This window comes from Streptomyces sp. NPDC017940 (assembly GCF_044328435.1).
Lineage (GTDB): Bacteria > Actinomycetota > Actinomycetes > Streptomycetales > Streptomycetaceae > Streptomyces.
In genome coordinates this window covers 553940-569346 of sequence record NZ_JBIRHJ010000004.1, presented here as the reverse complement: position 1 = coordinate 569346, position 15407 = coordinate 553940, and the positions used below count along the sequence as shown (strand labels likewise).

The 15407-nt window shown below is 73.2% G+C and carries 10 protein-coding genes and 1 pseudogene; 9 read left to right on the top strand and 2 right to left on the bottom strand.

Going from position 1 to position 15407, the window contains the following annotated elements:
- The first annotated feature begins 2 nt into the window (after nt 1–2).
- The 6 genes from ACH4DX_RS16805 (at nt 3) to ACH4DX_RS16780 (ending at nt 9939) form a co-directional block, all read left to right on the top strand.
- Entirely contained in the window at nt 3–1469 is a 1467-nt protein-coding gene (locus ACH4DX_RS16805; protein WP_398155626.1) for an FAD-dependent monooxygenase, read from the top strand.
- 429 nt (nt 1470–1898) lie between these two features.
- Nucleotides 1899–3089, top strand: a complete 1191-nt coding sequence (locus ACH4DX_RS16800; protein ID WP_398155625.1) for an acyl-CoA dehydrogenase family protein — start codon at nt 1899–1901, stop codon at nt 3087–3089.
- A 58-nt stretch (nt 3090–3147) separates the two neighbouring features.
- Nucleotides 3148–4095: an oxygenase MpaB family protein gene (locus ACH4DX_RS16795; RefSeq protein WP_398155624.1), complete on the top strand. Its 948-nt coding sequence runs from the start codon at nt 3148–3150 to the stop codon at nt 4093–4095.
- The gene (locus ACH4DX_RS16790) at nt 4077–6488 is read left to right on the top strand and encodes a tetratricopeptide repeat protein (RefSeq protein WP_398155623.1); all 2412 of its coding nucleotides are present in this window, start codon (nt 4077–4079) and stop codon (nt 6486–6488) included. The genes ACH4DX_RS16795 and ACH4DX_RS16790 overlap by 19 nt, the downstream gene beginning before the upstream one ends.
- Before the next feature lie 297 nt (nt 6489–6785).
- Nucleotides 6786–8345, top strand: coding sequence for a phytoene desaturase family protein (locus ACH4DX_RS16785; RefSeq protein WP_398155622.1), 1560 nt, complete (start codon nt 6786–6788; stop codon nt 8343–8345).
- A 337-nt stretch (nt 8346–8682) separates the two neighbouring features.
- A complete protein-coding gene (locus tag ACH4DX_RS16780) occupies nt 8683–9939 on the top strand; it encodes an amidohydrolase (RefSeq protein WP_398155621.1) in 1257 nt (418 codons plus the stop codon).
- Nucleotides 9940–9986: 47 nt separating this feature from the next.
- On the opposite strand, the pseudogene ACH4DX_RS16775 reads toward ACH4DX_RS16780, so the two are convergent.
- Nucleotides 9987–10496, bottom strand: a pseudogene (locus ACH4DX_RS16775) (FAD-dependent monooxygenase); the annotation flags it as partial.
- A 200-nt stretch (nt 10497–10696) separates the two neighbouring features.
- Here ACH4DX_RS16775 and ACH4DX_RS16770 point away from each other — a divergent pair.
- Both ACH4DX_RS16770 and ACH4DX_RS16765 read left to right on the top strand, forming a co-directional pair.
- Nucleotides 10697–11815 (top strand): nitronate monooxygenase, encoded by a 1119-nt coding sequence (locus tag ACH4DX_RS16770; RefSeq protein ID WP_398155620.1) that lies wholly within the window; start codon nt 10697–10699, stop codon nt 11813–11815.
- A 15-nt stretch (nt 11816–11830) separates the two neighbouring features.
- The gene (locus tag ACH4DX_RS16765) at nt 11831–13423 is read left to right on the top strand and encodes an acyl-CoA synthetase (protein WP_398155619.1); all 1593 of its coding nucleotides are present in this window, start codon (nt 11831–11833) and stop codon (nt 13421–13423) included.
- 28 nt (nt 13424–13451) lie between these two features.
- Here ACH4DX_RS16765 and ACH4DX_RS16760 read toward each other — a convergent pair whose 3' ends face one another.
- Nucleotides 13452–13679: a hypothetical protein gene (locus ACH4DX_RS16760; RefSeq protein WP_398155618.1), complete on the bottom strand. Its 228-nt coding sequence runs from the start codon at nt 13677–13679 to the stop codon at nt 13452–13454.
- A 143-nt stretch (nt 13680–13822) separates the two neighbouring features.
- On the opposite strand from ACH4DX_RS16760, the gene ACH4DX_RS16755 reads away from it, so the two are divergent.
- Complete coding sequence (locus tag ACH4DX_RS16755; protein WP_398155617.1) at nt 13823–15406, top strand: acyl-CoA synthetase; 1584 nt, start codon at nt 13823–13825, stop codon at nt 15404–15406.
- The last annotated feature ends 1 nt before the right edge of the window (nt 15407 follow it).

Below are 15407 nucleotides of genomic sequence, written 5' to 3'. Positions count from 1 at the left end.
CCATGTCCATGGACCAGCCGCATCCGGAGCCGCGCAACCGTCATGTCGTCATCGCCGGAGCGGGCCCCGTCGGCCTGTGGCTCGCCGCGGAGCTGCGCGTCGGCGGGGTCCAGGTGACCGTCCTCGAACGAAGCGTCACGCCGTCGCCCCACTCCAGGGCGCTCACCGTGCACCCCCGCACCCTGGAGGTACTCGACTGCCGCGGCGTCGTGAAGCCGTTCCTCGCCGAGGGGCTGCGCCTGCCGGACGGGCACTTCGCGGCGCTCGACAGCCGCCTCGACTTCGGCGTGCTCGACACCCCGTACCCGTTCACGCTGGCGATCCCGCAGGCCCGTACCGAAGCGCTCCTCGCGGAACACGCGCGCGCCGCCGGTGCCGACATCCGGCGCGGTCACCGGCTGACGGGCCTGGCCGAGCACGCGTCCGGCGTGCGCGTGTCGGTGACGGGGCCGCAGGGGCCGTACGAGACGGACGCGGCGTACGTCGTCGGCTGTGACGGCACCCGCAGCACCGTGCGCGACGCCGCGGGCATCGGCTTCCCCGGCAGCGACGCCACCGTGTGGGGATGGCTCGGCGACGTCGTCCTGGACGCACCGCCCGCCGGACCCGTCCTCGGCCATGCCTCGCCCCGCGGCGGCCTGATGTGCGTACCGCTGCCCGGTGGCGTCCACCGCTTCGTCGGCCACACCCCGCAGGACCAGCGCCCCGACTGGCCGGGGGAGCTGACCTTCGAGGAGCTGCGCGCGAAGGTCGTGCGCATCACCGGCGAGGACTTCGGCATGCGCGACCCGCGGTGGCTCTCGCGGTTCGGCAACGCGGCACGGCAGGCGGAGACATACCGCAAGGGCCGGGTGCTGCTCGCGGGCGACGCCGCGCACATGCACTTCCCCGCGGGCGGGGTCGGCCTCAACGTCGGCGTGCAGGACGCCGCCAACCTCGGCTGGAAGCTGGCCGCGACCGTCCGCGGCGACGCGCCCGACGGCCTGCTCGACAGCTACCACCGGGAACGGCACCCGGTGGGCGCCGAGCTGATCAGGACCACCCGCGCCCAGACCGCCCTGATGACGGCCTACTCCGGTGACGGCGGCGCCCTGCGCGAGCTGCTGAGCGACGCCGTCGCCGCCGTGCCGGAGTTCTCCCGGCGGCTCGCCGAGGGGCTCTCGGGCCTCGCGGTCGCGTACCCGGCCGACGGCGACGCGCACCCCCTGACCGGGCGTCGCGCCCCGAACCTGCGTCTCGCGAGCGGCGCGGAGCTCTTCGGACTGCTGCGCGCCGGGCGGTACGTCCTGCTCGACCTCGCGGGCACCGGACGGGCCGACGGCCCCTCGGACGCCGTCGTCCACGAGGGGCCGCCGGCCGATGCGGGCGCCGACTGGGCGGGGGTGGAATCGGTGCTGATCCGTCCGGACGGGTACGTGGCCCGGGTCCGGACCCGGGAGGCGGTACCGCACTCGCGGGCGGCGGCCTAGTCGGCACTGCGGCCTGGTCGGCCCCAACGGGGGGGCGGCCTCGGTGTCCTGGTCGGTCTAGACGGCCAGTTCGGCCCTGGCCGCAGGGTCGGTGCCGGTGGGCCGGTCGGTCCGCAGGCCTCTCAGCGGAACTCGACCGACGAGGTCCTGGTGTCGAACCCGACGGTGCGCAGGTCGGCCACGTCGCCGTCGATCACCTGCGAATCGTCCTTGCCGTCGGGGGCCGCCGCGGGACCGGCCCGGTCCGATCCGTCCGCCGTGCCGCCCCGCTCGGCGGCGTCCCAGCGGGATGCGGGGTTCCCGGGCTTGAGCCGCCGGTACCGGCGGCGGCGTCATCTCCCTTCCGCCTTACTGGAACACGTTCTACGGTGTGCGCCGTCACGCCGCAGCGCCACGACAGGGGTCGGCGCAGGGACGACAGGAGGGGTCGTGCACCTCGAATACACGCCCGATCAGCAGCGGTTGCGCGCCGAACTGCGCACGTACTTCGCCGGGCTCGTGCCCGACCACGTGGACACCCGGAACGCCGAGCACGCCGCCCAGAAGCGCTTCTACCGCCGGACCGTCCGCCGCCTCGGGGCCGACGGCTGGCTCGGTGTCGGCTGGCCCGAGGAGTACGGCGGGCGCGGGCTCACGCCCATGGAGCAGTTCATCTTCTTCGACGAGGCGGCCCAAGCCGGTGTGCCGCTGCCGCTCATGGCGCTCAACACCGTCGGCCCGACACTCATGCGGTACGGCACCCAGGAGCAGAAGGCGTACTTCCTGCCCCGGATCCTGTCCGGCGAGATCGACTTCGCGATCGGCTACAGCGAGCCCGACGCGGGCACCGACCTCGCCTCGCTCAAGACCCGTGCGGTGCGCGAGGGCGACGAGGACACCGGTCACTACACCGTCGACGGCCAGAAGATCTGGACGACCAACGGCGACACCGCCGACTGGGTGTGGCTCGCCGTCCGCACCGACCCCGCGGCCCCGCCGCACCAGGGCATCACCATGCTGCTCGTACCGACGTCCGACCCCGGCTACTCCTGCACCCTCATCAACACCCTCGCCTCGCACAGCACCACCGCCAGTTACTACGAGAACATCCGCGTGCCCGCCAGCCGCCGCGTCGGCGAGGAGAACAAGGGCTGGCGCCTGATCACCAACCAGCTCAACCACGAACGCGTCACCCTCGCCGCCCACGGCACCATGGCCGTCCGCGCCCTGCACGACGTCCAGCGCTGGGCCACCGCTACCAAGCTGGCCGACGGCCGCCGCGTCATCGACCTGCCCTGGGTACGCCGCCGCCTCGCGCAGACCCACACCAGGCTGGACGCCATGAAGCTCCTCAACTGGCAGATGGTCGACGCCGTCCAGGACGGCACACTCACCCCGCAGGACGCCTCCGCCGTCAAGGTGTACGGCTCCGAGACCCGCCGCGAGGCCTACGCCTGGCTGATGGAGGTCGTCGGCTCCGCGGGCGCCCTCAAGGAGGGCTCCGCGGGCGCCGTCCTCCACGGCGAACTGGAGCGCGGCTACCGGTCCGCCGTCATCTTCACCTTCGGCGGCGGCAACAACGAGATCCAGCGCGAGATCATCTCGTGGATCGGACTCGGCATGCCGCGGGTCCGCCGCTGAGCGGCGTCCGGGCCTCCCGGCGGCGGGACGGACTACCCTGCCGCAAGGAGGTGGTGGCGTGGAAGAGACGAGTGGGGTGGACGTCGGGCTCTTCGGGCCCTCCTCGGTCACCTGGCAGTTGCACAGTGATCCCATGATGTGGGTGGCCGGGGTGCGGGCCCTCTACTTGCAGGCGCTGCACCCGCGGGCCGTGCGGGGAGTGATGCAGAACTCCGACTTTCGCGCGGACGCCTGGGGGCGGCTGCGGCGCACCGCCGACTTCGTCGGCACGACCACGTACGGCACCACGGCCGCCGCCGAGAAGGCCGGTGCCCGGGTCCGGAAGATCCACACGATGCTGTCGGCCACCGACCCCGACACCGGTGAGCGCTACGGCGTCGACGAGCCCGAGCTTCTGCTGTGGGTGCACTGCGCGGAAATAGACTCCTACGCGCATGTCGTCCGCCGCTCCGGCATCCGGCTGAGCGACGCCGCCGCCGACCGGTACGTCGCCGAACACCGGGAGAGCGCCCGCCTCGTCGGCCTCGATCCCGCCACCGTGCCGGGGTCCACCGCCGAACTCGCCCGCTACTTCACGACCGTACGGCCCCAGCTCGCCGCCGGGCCCGAAGCGCGTGCCGTCGACGACTTCCTGCGGCGGCCGCCCGCCCCTGCCCTCCTCGTCCCCGCGCGCGCCCTCCTGTGGCAGCGCGTGGCCAAACTCGCGTACGCGTCGCTGCCCCCGTACGCCCACGCCCTGTACGGCAGGCCCGCACCGCCGCCGCCCGCCGTCACCCGGCGCCTCGTCACCACCGGCACCCTGCTTCGCCGCATACCCACCCGTGTGCGCTGGCAACTCCCGCCCAAGCACATCCTGCGCGCCGTGGCCAGGATCGGCCCCGGCAGCCGTCCCGACCCGCGCCGAGTCCCGTACGGACACGACACCCGGGACGCCATACTGGACGGGCCGGGGAGGGCGCAGCGAGGCAACGGGGGCGACGGCACGCGATGGCGGACACCAGGCTGATCCAGAGCCGGTACCGACTGCTCGATCTCATCGGGCGCGGCGGCATGGGCGAAGTGTGGCGGGCGCACGACGAGTCGCTCGGCCGCAAGGTCGCCGTCAAGTGCCTCAAGCCCCTCGGGCCCCAGCACGACCAGTCCTTCACCCGGGTCCTGCGGGAGCGCTTCCGCCGCGAGGCGCGGGTCGCCGCCGCCCTCCAGCATCGCGGGGTCACCGTCGTGCACGACTTCGGCGAGCACGACGGGCTGCTGTTCCTCGTGATGGAACTCCTCGAAGGCCGGAATCTGAGTGAAATACTGGAGGGCAACGAGCAGCATCCCCTTCCCGTCGCCGACGTCGTCGACATCGCCGACCAGGTCGCCTCCGCCCTCGCCTACACCCATGAACAAGGCATCGTCCACCGCGACCTGAAGCCCGCCAACATCATGCGGCTCAGCGACGGCACCGTGAAGATCTGCGACTTCGGCATCGCGCGGCTCGGCCACGACATCGGCTTCACCTCCCGCCTCACCGGCACCGGAATCGCCATGGGCACCCCGCACTACATGTCGCCCGAGCAGATCAGCGGCGCCGAGGTCGACCAGCGCAGTGACCTGTACTCCTTCGGCTGCGTACTGTACGAACTCGCCACCGGCGCACCGCCCTTCGACATGGACGACGCCTGGGCCGTCCTCGTCGGCCACCGCGACACCGTGCCCGAGTCGCCGCGCCGCCGCCGCGCTGAGCTTCCCCCCTACTTCGACCGCATCGTCCTCGACCTCCTCGCCAAGGAGCCCGCCGACCGGCCCCGCGACGCCCGTGAGCTCGTGCGGCGCATCCACGCCGGGCGCGGCGGGGGCGGTGCCTATGTGCCCACCGTCGTCTCGGCGCCGGTGCGGCGCGGTCAAGCCGTGGGGCGGGGGGTGGGTGGGGTTGGCTCCTCTGGTGCGGTTGGTTCCTCTGGTTCCTCTGGTTTCTCTGGTTCCTCTGGTTTCTCTGGTGCGGCTGGTTCCCCTGGTTCCCCTGGTTTCTCTGCTGCTGGTGCGCTTGTTTCCGGCTCTGCCGGCCCCCTTCCCTCGTGGACGCGCGGCATGACCACCGGTCACAAAGCCGCCGGCGCCGCCCCGGGTAGCGCGCCCCCTGACGCTTCCGCCGCTCTGACCGGCGCATGGATTCCGCGGCCTGCCGGTGGCCGCCACACCGTCCTGCCCCGGCCCGCTTCCGAGTGGCCCGCCCCCGTGCAGTCCGTGCCCGTGCGGCCCGTTCCCGCTCCCGCCGCCGTCGCCGCCCTCGTCAGTCGGCACAACGCCGGGCTCAGCCTCGGGCGGCTCGGCCGCTGGACCGAAGCGGGTGAGGTGCACCGTGCCGTCGCCGCCGAGCGCGAGCACCTCCTCGGACCCGACCATCCCGACACCCTCGCCAGCCGGTACGAGGTCGGCTTCACCCTCAGCCGCACCGGGCGGCCCGCGGACGCCCTGCGTGAGTACGGACGCGTCGCCGAAGGCCGCGAACGCACCCTCGGCGCCGGGCATCCGGACACCCTCGCCGCCCGCCAGGAGATGGCCTACGTCCTCGGTCGGCTCGGGCGGCACTTCGAGGCCCACCAAGTGTACACCCAGGTGCTCGCCGTTCGGGAGCGTGCCGCCGGACCCGACCATCCCGACACCCTGCGCTGCCGGCACAACCTGGCGTTCAACCTCAGCCGCCTCGGGCGCCTCGAGGACTCCTACCGCCTGGCCCGCGAAGTGGCCGCCGCCCGGGCCCGTGTCCTTGGGCCCACCCATCCCGACACGCTGGTCACCCAGTACGAAGTCGCCTACGCTCTCGGGCAGTTGGGGCGCTGGCCCGAAGCCCTGCACACCTATCGCGAAGTGGCCGACGCGCGGACCCGGGCACTGGGTGGTGACCACCCGGACACCTTGGCCGCGCGCTACGAGGTCGGCATCAGCCTGGGGCGGCTCGGGCGCAGCGCCGAAGCCCTCGAGCTCTATCGCTCCCTCATCGACGACCGCACCCGCGTGAGCGGTCCCGCCGACCCCGAGACTCTGCGCGCCCGGCACGGGCTCGGGGTGAACCTCGGGCGGCTCGGGCGGTGGGAGGAGGTGCTCGCCGAGGCCCGTGACGTGTGCGCGATCCGCGAGCGGGTCCTTGGCGCCGACCATCCCGACACCCTGGTCAGCCGTCGTGAGGTCGCCGTCGGGCTCGGGTGGCTCGGGCGGTGGGCGGACGCCCTCACCGAGTACCGCGGGGTGGCGGCCGCCCGTGAGCGGGTGCTCGGTGTGGGCCATCCCGACAGCCTCGCCAGCCGCAACGACGAAGCCCACTGCCTGGAACAGCTCGGGCGGGGGACCGAAGCCGTGGAGTTGTACCGGCGGGTTGCGGTGCTGCGGCAGCAGTGGGCGTCCGGGGAGCACTGACCGTCTGTGGGGGTGGCGGGGTCGTGGCGGGATGGCCGTGCTCGCGTAGTGGACACTGTCTGCTTCACCTTGCCGTCAGTGTGTTGCTTGGCACGCTGCGCTCGGTCATCCCGCCACGACCCCTCCCGTCGTTCTGTGTCTGCGGCTGCGTGGCCCTTGCGGTTGTCGGTTCTGTGTCTGCCGCTCGGTGGACAGTGGTTCCTGTGAGCCTGTGGACCTTCGGTGACCGTGACGTGTGTGGGCAAGCGAGTGGCACGCCAGCGGCGCCCTCGGGGTGGAAACGTGTTACCAAGGATCATGCGATCCAGCTACGACGCAGTAGTGGTCGGGAGTGGCCACAACGCCCTGGTGGCCTCCGCCTATCTGGCCAGGGCGGGTCACTCGGTCCTCCTCCTTGAGCGCCTCCCCGCCCCGGGCGGAGCCACCGTGTCCACCCGGCCCTTCCCCGGCGTGGACGCCCACCTCTCCCGCTACTCCTACCTCGTGAGCCTCCTGCCGAGGAAGATCGTGCGAGACCTGGACCTGGACTTCCGCGTCCGCACCCGCACCGTCTCCTCGTACACACCGACAACCCGCGACGGCCACCCCACCGGCCTCCTCGTCGGCGGTGGCGAGGCCCGCACCCGGGAGTCCTTCGCCCGTCTCACCGGCGGCGACCGTGAGTACACCGCCTGGCGGGACTTCTACGCGCTCACCGCCCACGTCGCCGCCCGCGTCTTCCCCACCCTCACCGAGCCCCTGCCCACCAAGGCCGAGCTGCGCCATCTCGTCGACGACGACACCGCCTGGCGCACCCTCTTCGAAGAGCCGCTCGGCAAGGCCGTCGAGGCGCGGTTCGCGGACGACCTGGTACGCGGTGTGGTCCTCACGGACGCGCTCATCGGCACCTTCGCCGACGCCCACGACCCCTCCCTGCGCCAGAACCGCTGCTTCCTCTACCACGTCATCGGCGGCGGCACCGGAGACTGGAACGTCCCTGTGGGCGGCATGGGCGCCCTGACCCGCGCCCTCGTCGGCGCCGCCCGCACGGCCGGGGCCGAACTACGCACCGGACACGAGGTCACCCGCATCGAGACCGACGGCCACCGCGCCGAAGTCACGTACCGCACCGAGGACGGCGAAGGCACAGTCGGCGCCCGCCATGTGCTCGTCGGCGCCGCACCCCGGGAACTCGCCGCCCTGACCGGCGACGCCCCACCACCGCCCGCCGAAGGCGCCCAGCTCAAGGTGAACATGCTCCTGAAGCGGCTGCCCGGGCTGCGCGACCCCGACGTCGACCCCCGGGACGCCTTCGCCGGGACCTTCCACATCGCGGAGGGATACGAGGCGCTGGCCGCCGCCCACGGCCAGGCCGCCGCGGGCGCGCTGCCCTCCGCGCCGCCGTCGGAGATCTACTGCCACTCGCTCACCGACCCCACCGTCCTCAGCCAGGATCTGACGGATCGTGGCTTCCACACCCTGACCCTCTTCGGCCTGCACACCCCCGCCCGGCTCTTCACCGACGCCACCAACGACACCGCACGCGCCGCCCTCCTCGCCGGGACCCTCGCCCAGCTCGACGAGCACCTCGCCGAGCCGATCGCCGACTGCCTCGCCACCGACACCGACGGCAACCCCTGCATCGAGGCCAAGACCCCGCTCGACCTCGAACGCGACCTGCGGCTGCCCGGCGGCAACATCTTCCACGGCGACCTGTCCTTCCCGTACGCCGACGAGCAGGACCCGCGCGGGCCCGGCCGCTGGGGCGTCGGGACCCCGCACCCGAACATCCTCCTGTGCGGCGCGGGCGTCCTGCGCGGCGGCGGCGTCAGCGGCATCCCCGGACACAACGCCGCCATGGCCGTCCTTGGGCAGTGATCTTGGCTCGGGGGCTCGTGTACGGTCGGACACCGTTCGGTGCGCGGGCCCCCCGCGTGCGTGATGGCGACGAGAGGTGCTCACCCATGGCTTCCCGGTCCACGGCCTCGGGCCGCGGCGGGCGCGGTGCCGATGCCCGTACCCCCGCCGACGGGTCCGCCTCCCCTCTCATCAACGCCCTCGGGGCGGCCCCGTAGACCCCGGCCCCGGAGGTGTGCGTCGCCCGGGGGCCGGGAAGCAGTTGTGGGGCGCGTGGGCCGCCCGCCGTCCGCGAGCCGGTCCGGCCCCCGTGCCGGAACGTCCGAGGGAACCGCGTGTGTGAGGAGCTGAGCTTCGTATGAGGGGCAGTGGGGCGTCCTGCGACCCGTCCGGTTCTCCGCGCATCGACGGTGACCTCCTCGTCGACCTCGTCGAGCTGTACCAGGACCTGCACGCCCACCCCGAGCTCTCCTTCGCCGAGCACCGCACCGCCGCCGAGATCGCCCGGCGAGCCACCGCCTACGGGTACGACGTCACAGCCGGCGTCGGGCGTACCGGCGTCGTCGCCGTCCTCGGCCACGGCGAGGGCCCCACCGTGCTGCTGCGCGCCGACTTCGACGCCCTGCCCGTCACCGAACGCACCGGCCTGCCCTACGCCTCCCGCACCGACGGCGTCATGCACGCCTGCGGTCACGACATGCACGTCACCTGCCTGCTCGGCGCCCTGAAGCTCCTCGCGGACGCGCGTGCGCGCTGGCGCGGGCGGATCGTCGCCGTCTTCCAGCCCGCCGAGGAGATCGGCGAGGGCGCCCAGGCGATGATCGACGACGGGCTCTTCGAACGGTTCGGTACGCCCGACGTCGTCCTCGGCCAGCACGTCGCCCCGCTGCCCGCCGGCCTGGTGGCCTGTCACGCGGGACCCGCCTTCGCCGCCACCGACTCGCTCAAGGTCGTCATGTACGGCAAGGGGGCCCATGGCTCCCGGCCGGAGACCTCCGTCGACCCCGTGGTGATGGCCGCCGCCACCGTCATGCGGCTACAGACCGTCGTCTCCCGCGAGGTGCCCGCAGGGGAGACCGCCGTCCTCACGGTGGGGTCGCTGCGGGCGGGCACCGTCGACAACATCATCCCCGACGAGGCCGAACTGCGGCTGAGCATCCGTACGTACGATGAGGACATCCGCGCCCGGGTACGCGCCGCGGTCGAACGGATCGTACGCGGTGAAGCGCTGGTCGCCGGGGCCGAGCGCGAGCCGGAGTTCACCGCGCTCGACGCGTTCCCCGTGCTGGTCAACGACGAGCCCGCGGTGGCCCGCACCATGGGAGCCGTCGCCGTGGCGCTGGGAGAGGGCCAGGTCGTCGACCCCGGCCCGGTGACCGGCAGTGAGGACGCCGGGCTCTTCGGCACCGCGGCCAAGGCCCCCGTCTGCTACTGGCTGTTCGGCGGCTGCGACCCCGACACGTACGCCACCGCGGCCGCCGCGGGCACCCTGGACCGCGACATCCCCTCCAACCACTCGCCCCGCTTCGCACCCGAGGCCGCGCCCGCCGTCACCACGGGGGTGACCGCCATGACCGCCGCCGCGCTCGAATGGCTGGGGCGGCCCGTCAGCTGACCCGCCGCGCGAACGCCGGCGCGTGTTCCGGGCGCAGCCCCACCCCGCATCGGCACCTCGAAGGGCTCGGGCCTCAGTCCGGCCGCCGCGCGCACCACGGAGTCCCGGCCGTCGCAGGCCACGGTCAGGTCGGCGGCCAGCTCGCCGGGGTTGCCGTGTTCGGCGGTGTACCTCACGCCGGTGACCCGGCCCGCCGCGTCGGTGCGCAGGCCCGTCACCGCCGTCCGCATCCGCAGCGTGAACGACGGCTCCTCGGCTGCCGCGGTCGCGAGCAGGTCGAGGAAGTCCCACTGCGGGACCATCGCGATGTACTTGTGGCGGCCGGGCACGCGGCTGAGGTCGGCGGCCACGAACGTCTCGCCCTCGACATGCATCCGCATCTCCGTCAGACGGTGCGCGGGCAACCGGGCGAACCGCTCGCCGAGGCCGAGTTCGTCGAGGAGCCGCAGCGTCGACGGGTGCACCGTGTCGCCCCGGAAGTCGCGCAGGAAGTCTGCGTGCTTCTCCAGGACGGTGACCCGGACACCGGCCCTGGCCAGCAACAGCCCCAGCATCATCCCCGCCGGGCCGCCGCCCACCACGCAACAGGTGGTGTGTTCGGTCGATTCCTGGTTCTTGTGCGTGGGGTGCGTGGGGTGCTTTGGGTGGGTCTCTAACCGATCGGTCAGTAATCTGACCGCTCGGTTAGTCACCGACAATCTGACGAGGCGTCAGTAAGGGGCTTCCTTCGTCCGGGGCGCTGCGGCATCCTGCGCCCATGCAGACGGAGCTGAGCAAGCAACTCGGGATCGAGTACGCCGTCTTCGGCTTCACGCCGTTCCCCGCGGTGGCCGCCGCGATCAGCAGGGCGGGCGGCCTCGGTGTGCTCGGCGCGGTCCGCTACACCGCGCCCGACGACCTCGCGCGCGACCTCGACTGGATGCGGCGGCACGTGGACGGGCGCCCGTACGGCCTCGACGTCGTGATGCCCGCAACGAAGGCCGAGACACCGCAGGGCCGGGGGCTGACCGAGGCCGACGTCGAGGCGATGATCCCCGAAGGGCACCGGCGCTTCGTCGAGGAGACCCTGGCCGCGCACGGGGTGCCCCCGCTCGCCGACGGCGAGGCGTCCGGCTGGCGCGTCACCGGGTGGATGGAGCAGGTGGCGCGCGGCCAGCTCGACGTCGCCTTCGACCACCCCGTCAAGCTGCTCGCCAACGCGCTCGGCCCGCCGCCCGCCGACGTCGTCGCCCGCGCCCACGACAACGGCGTCCTCGTCGCCGCCCTCGCGGGCAGCGCCCGGCACGCCCGCAAGCACGCCGACGCGGGCATCGACATCGTCGTCGCGCAGGGCTACGAGGCCGGAGGGCACACCGGGGAGATCGCCTCCATGGTGCTCACGCCCGAGGTCACCGAGGCCGTCGCGCCGCTGCCCGTCCTGGCCGCAGGCGGCATCGGCAGCGGCGAGCAGGTCGCCGCCGCCCTCGCGCTCGGCGCGCAGGGCGTGTGGCTCGGATCGGTGTGGCTGACCACGACGGAGGCCGACCTGCACTCACCCGCGCTGACACGCAAGCTGCTCGCGGCGGAGTCCGGCGACACGGTCCGCTCCCGCGCGCTGACCGGCAAGCCCGCCCGCCAGCTGCGGACCGGGTGGACCGACGCGTGGGACGACCCCGCGGGGCCGGGGACGCTGCCGATGCCGTTGCAGGGGCTGCTCGTCGCCGAGGCCGTGTCCCGCATCCAGAAGTACGAGGTGGAGCCGCTCCTCGGCACGCCCGTCGGGCAGATCGTGGGCCGGATGCGCAGCGAACGCAGCGTACGGGCCGTGTTCGACGACCTCACCCGCGGCTTCGAGCGCGCCGTCGACCGGATGAACCGCATCGCAGGACGAGCCTGAGGAGACCGGAGACCGATGAGCACCCCGGAGCAAGGAGTGACGCAGGACGCGGGCCGGAGCACCGGGCCACCCGTCGGGTTCTGGGCCCAGGCCGCCGCCGACCCCGGGCGTGCCGTCCTCGTCGCCCCCGACGGTGAGGAGTGGACGGCCGGGCGGCTGCACGCCGCCGCCAACCGGCTCGTGCACGGGCTGCGCGCGGCGGGCCTCGAGCGCGGCGACGCGTTCGCCGTCGTGCTGCCCAACGGCGCGGAGTTCCTCGCCGCCTACCTCGCCGCCACGCAGGCCGGTTTCTACCTCGTACCGGTCAACCACCATCTGGTGGGGCCCGAGATCGCGTGGATCGTGGCCGACTCGGGTGCGAAGGTCCTGCTGGCGCACGAGCGGTTCGGCGCCGCGGCGGCCGCCGCGGCCGACGAGGCGCGGCTGCCCGTGCGCCGGCGCTACGCGGTGGGCGACGTGCCGGGCTTTCGCCCGTACGCCGAACTCGTCGCCGGGCAGCCGGAGTCGGCGCCTGCCGAGCGCACCCTCGGCTGGGTGATGAACTACACGTCGGGCACCACCGGGCGGCCCCGCGGCATCCGGCGCCCGCTGCCCGGCAGGCCGCCCGAGGAGTCCCCGCTGGGCGGCTTCCTCGGCATCTTCGGCATCAAGCCCTTCGACGGCAACATCCACCTGGTGTGTTCGCCGCTCTACCACACGGCCGTCCTCCAGTTCGCGGGCGCGTCCCTGCACCTCGGCCACCGGCTCGTCCTCATGGACAAGTGGACGCCCGAGGACATGCTCCGGCTGATCGACAGGCACGCGTGCACCCACACCCATATGGTCCCCACCCAGTTCCACCGTCTGCTCGCCCTGCCACAGGAGACCAGGGGCGCGTACGACGTGTCCTCGATGCGGCACGCCATCCACGGGGCGGCGCCCTGCCCCGACCATGTGAAGCGGGCGATGATCGAGTGGTGGGGAGAGTGCGTCGAGGAGTACTACGCGGCCAGCGAGGGCGGCGGCGCGTTCGCCACGGCGCGGGAGTGGCTGAAGAAGCCCGGTACGGTCGGCAGGGCGTGGCCGATCAGTGAGCTCGCGGTCCTCGACGACGGCGGACACCGGCTGCCGCCCGGTGAACTCGGCACCGTCTACATGAAGATGAGCACCGGCGGCTTCTCGTACCACAAGGACGCCTCGAAGACGATGAAGAACCGCGTGGGGGACTTCTTCACGGTCGGGGACCTCGGTCTCCTGGACGAGGACGGCTATCTGTTCCTGCGCGACCGCAAGATCGACATGATCATCTCCGGCGGCGTCAACATCTACCCGGCCGAGATCGAGTCGGTCCTGCTCAGTCATCCCGCGGTCGCGGACGCCGCCGTGTTCGGAGTGCCGCACGACGACTGGGGCGAGGAGGTCAAGGCCGTCGTGGAGCCCGCCGAAGGGCACACTCCGGACGAGGCGCTCGCCGCCGACGTCCTGCGCCACTGCGACCGTCTGCTCGCCCGCTACAAGCGGCCCCGGAGCGTCGACTTCACCGCCTCCATGCCGCGCGACCCGAACGGCAAGCTGTACAAGCGGCGGCTGCGGGAGCCGTACTGGCAGGGACGCGAGCGGGCCGTGTGACACCGCTCCCACCGCTGCCGGGGGCCGGTCAGCGCCCGCGGACCCGCACCACCTTCAGGCCGGGTGCGCTGCGGATGTCCTTCTCGCAGAACCGCGAGGTCACCCTGTACCTGATGGTGGCGCGCAGGCCGTGGGCGGCGGGGTGGGCGTCGCCCTGCCGTGCGTCGTCCCGCGCCGCCGCCACGGGTGAGAGCAGAGCCGCGGCGGTGAGCAGCGCGGCGCCGAACGCCACGACGGAGCCGGTGCTTGCGCGCATCGTGCCTCGCAACTGGTGGGGAAGCAGGGGCCGATGGAGCGTACCAAGCGGTATGTGCTGTGTCTGGAGGGCCGGTCGAGCCGACGACGTTCCCTCGTACCGAGCCTTGACCCGCGCACCGGGCCGCCCGCAGGATCACGCCCATGACGGGTGCGCGGGACATGCGGGACGACGGCGACGCGGCGGCGGGCGGGGACGGGGGCGCGGGTGCCCCCGCAGACACAGGCGCCCCGGGAGCGCGGGCGAGCACGGTCGACGGAGTGCTGCGGCGCAGCGCCCGCAGGACACCGGCCCGCACCGCCCTGCACTACGCCGACCGATCCTGGACGTACGCCGAACTCGACGACGCCGTCTCGCGCGCCGCCCGTGTCCTTGCCGAGCGGGGCCTTCGCCGCGGGGACCGCGTCGCCGCCTACGCCCACAACTCCGACGCCTACCTCATCGGCTTCCTCGCCTGCGCCCGCGCGGGCCTGGTGCACGTGCCGGTGAACCAGAACCTGACCGGTGACGACCTCGCGTACGTCGTCCGGCAGTCCGGCAGCGCCCTCGCGCTCGCCGACCCCGACATCGCGGGGAACCTGCCCCCCGGCCTCCCCGTGCTCGCGCTCAGGGACGCCGACGACTCCCTGCTCGGGCGGCTCGCCGCGAGCGGCCCGTACGACGGTCCCGAGCCGGACGCCGAGGACCTCGTCCAGCTCCTGTACACCTCGGGCACCACCGCGTTGCCCAAGGGCGCGATGATGACCCACCGCGCCCTGGTCCACGAGTACGTGAGCGCCGTCCACGCGCTCGACCTGAAGGCAACCGACCGGCCGCTGCACTCCCTGCCGCTCTACCACTCGGCCCAGATGCATGTGTTCCTGCTGCCGTACCTGGCGGTGGGCGCCGAGAACAGGATCCTCGACGCGCCCGCGGCCGCACCGGTCTTCGACCTGGTCGAGTCCGGCCGCGCCGACAGCCTGTTCGCGCCGCCCACCGTGTGGATCGGCCTGTCGCAGCACGCCGAGTTCGCGACGCGCGACCTGAGCGCCCTGCGCAAGGCCTACTACGGCGCCTCGATCATGCCGGTGCCGGTCCTCGAACGGCTGCGCGCACGGCTGCCCGGGCTCGCGTTCTACAACTGCTTCGGGCAGAGCGAGATCGGCCCGCTCGCCGCCGTGCTCGGCCCCGACGAGCACGAGGGCCGCATGGACTCCTGCGGGCGGCCCGTCCTGTTCGTGGAGGCGAAGGTCGTCGACGAGGACGGCAAGGAGGTGCCCGACGGCACCCGGGGCGAGGTCGTCTACCGCTCGCCGCAGCTGTGCGAGGGGTACTGGGACAAGCCGGAGGAGACCGCGGAGGCCTTCCGCGACGGCTGGTTCCACTCCGGGGACCTCGCCGTACGCGACGCGGAGGGCTACTTCACCGTCGTCGACCGCGTGAAGGACGTCATCAACTCCGGGGGTGTGCTCGTCGCGTCCCGCCAGGTCGAGGACGCCCTCTACACGCACCCCGCCGTCGCCGAGACCGCGGTGATCGGCCTGCCCGACGAGCGCTGGATCGAGGCCGTCACCGCCGTCGTCGTCCCCGGCGCGGACGTCACCGAGGCCGAACTCCTCGCGCACGCGCGCGAGCGGCTCGCCCACTTCAAGGCGCCCAAACGCGTGGTGTTCGTGGACGCGCTGCCGCGCAACGCCAGCGGGAAGATCCTCAAGAGGGAGCTGCGCAAGCGCCTGGCGGACGGCTGAG

What these genes read in the sequence shown, in the direction of transcription:
- ACH4DX_RS16805 (WP_398155626.1), top strand. Translation starts at nt 3, where the DNA reads ATGTCCATGGACCAGCCGCATCCGGAGCCGCGCAACCGTCATGTCGTC.
- ACH4DX_RS16790 (WP_398155623.1), top strand. Translation starts at nt 4,077, where the DNA reads ATGGCGGACACCAGGCTGATCCAGAGCCGGTACCGACTGCTCGATCTC.
- ACH4DX_RS16785 (WP_398155622.1), top strand. Translation starts at nt 6,786, where the DNA reads ATGCGATCCAGCTACGACGCAGTAGTGGTCGGGAGTGGCCACAACGCC.
- ACH4DX_RS16780 (WP_398155621.1), top strand. Translation starts at nt 8,683, where the DNA reads ATGAGGGGCAGTGGGGCGTCCTGCGACCCGTCCGGTTCTCCGCGCATC.
- ACH4DX_RS16770 (WP_398155620.1), top strand. Translation starts at nt 10,697, where the DNA reads ATGCAGACGGAGCTGAGCAAGCAACTCGGGATCGAGTACGCCGTCTTC.
- ACH4DX_RS16765 (WP_398155619.1), top strand. Translation starts at nt 11,831, where the DNA reads ATGAGCACCCCGGAGCAAGGAGTGACGCAGGACGCGGGCCGGAGCACC.
- ACH4DX_RS16760 (WP_398155618.1), bottom strand. Translation starts at nt 13,679, where the DNA reads ATGCGCGCAAGCACCGGCTCCGTCGTGGCGTTCGGCGCCGCGCTGCTC.
- ACH4DX_RS16755 (WP_398155617.1), top strand. Translation starts at nt 13,823, where the DNA reads ATGACGGGTGCGCGGGACATGCGGGACGACGGCGACGCGGCGGCGGGC.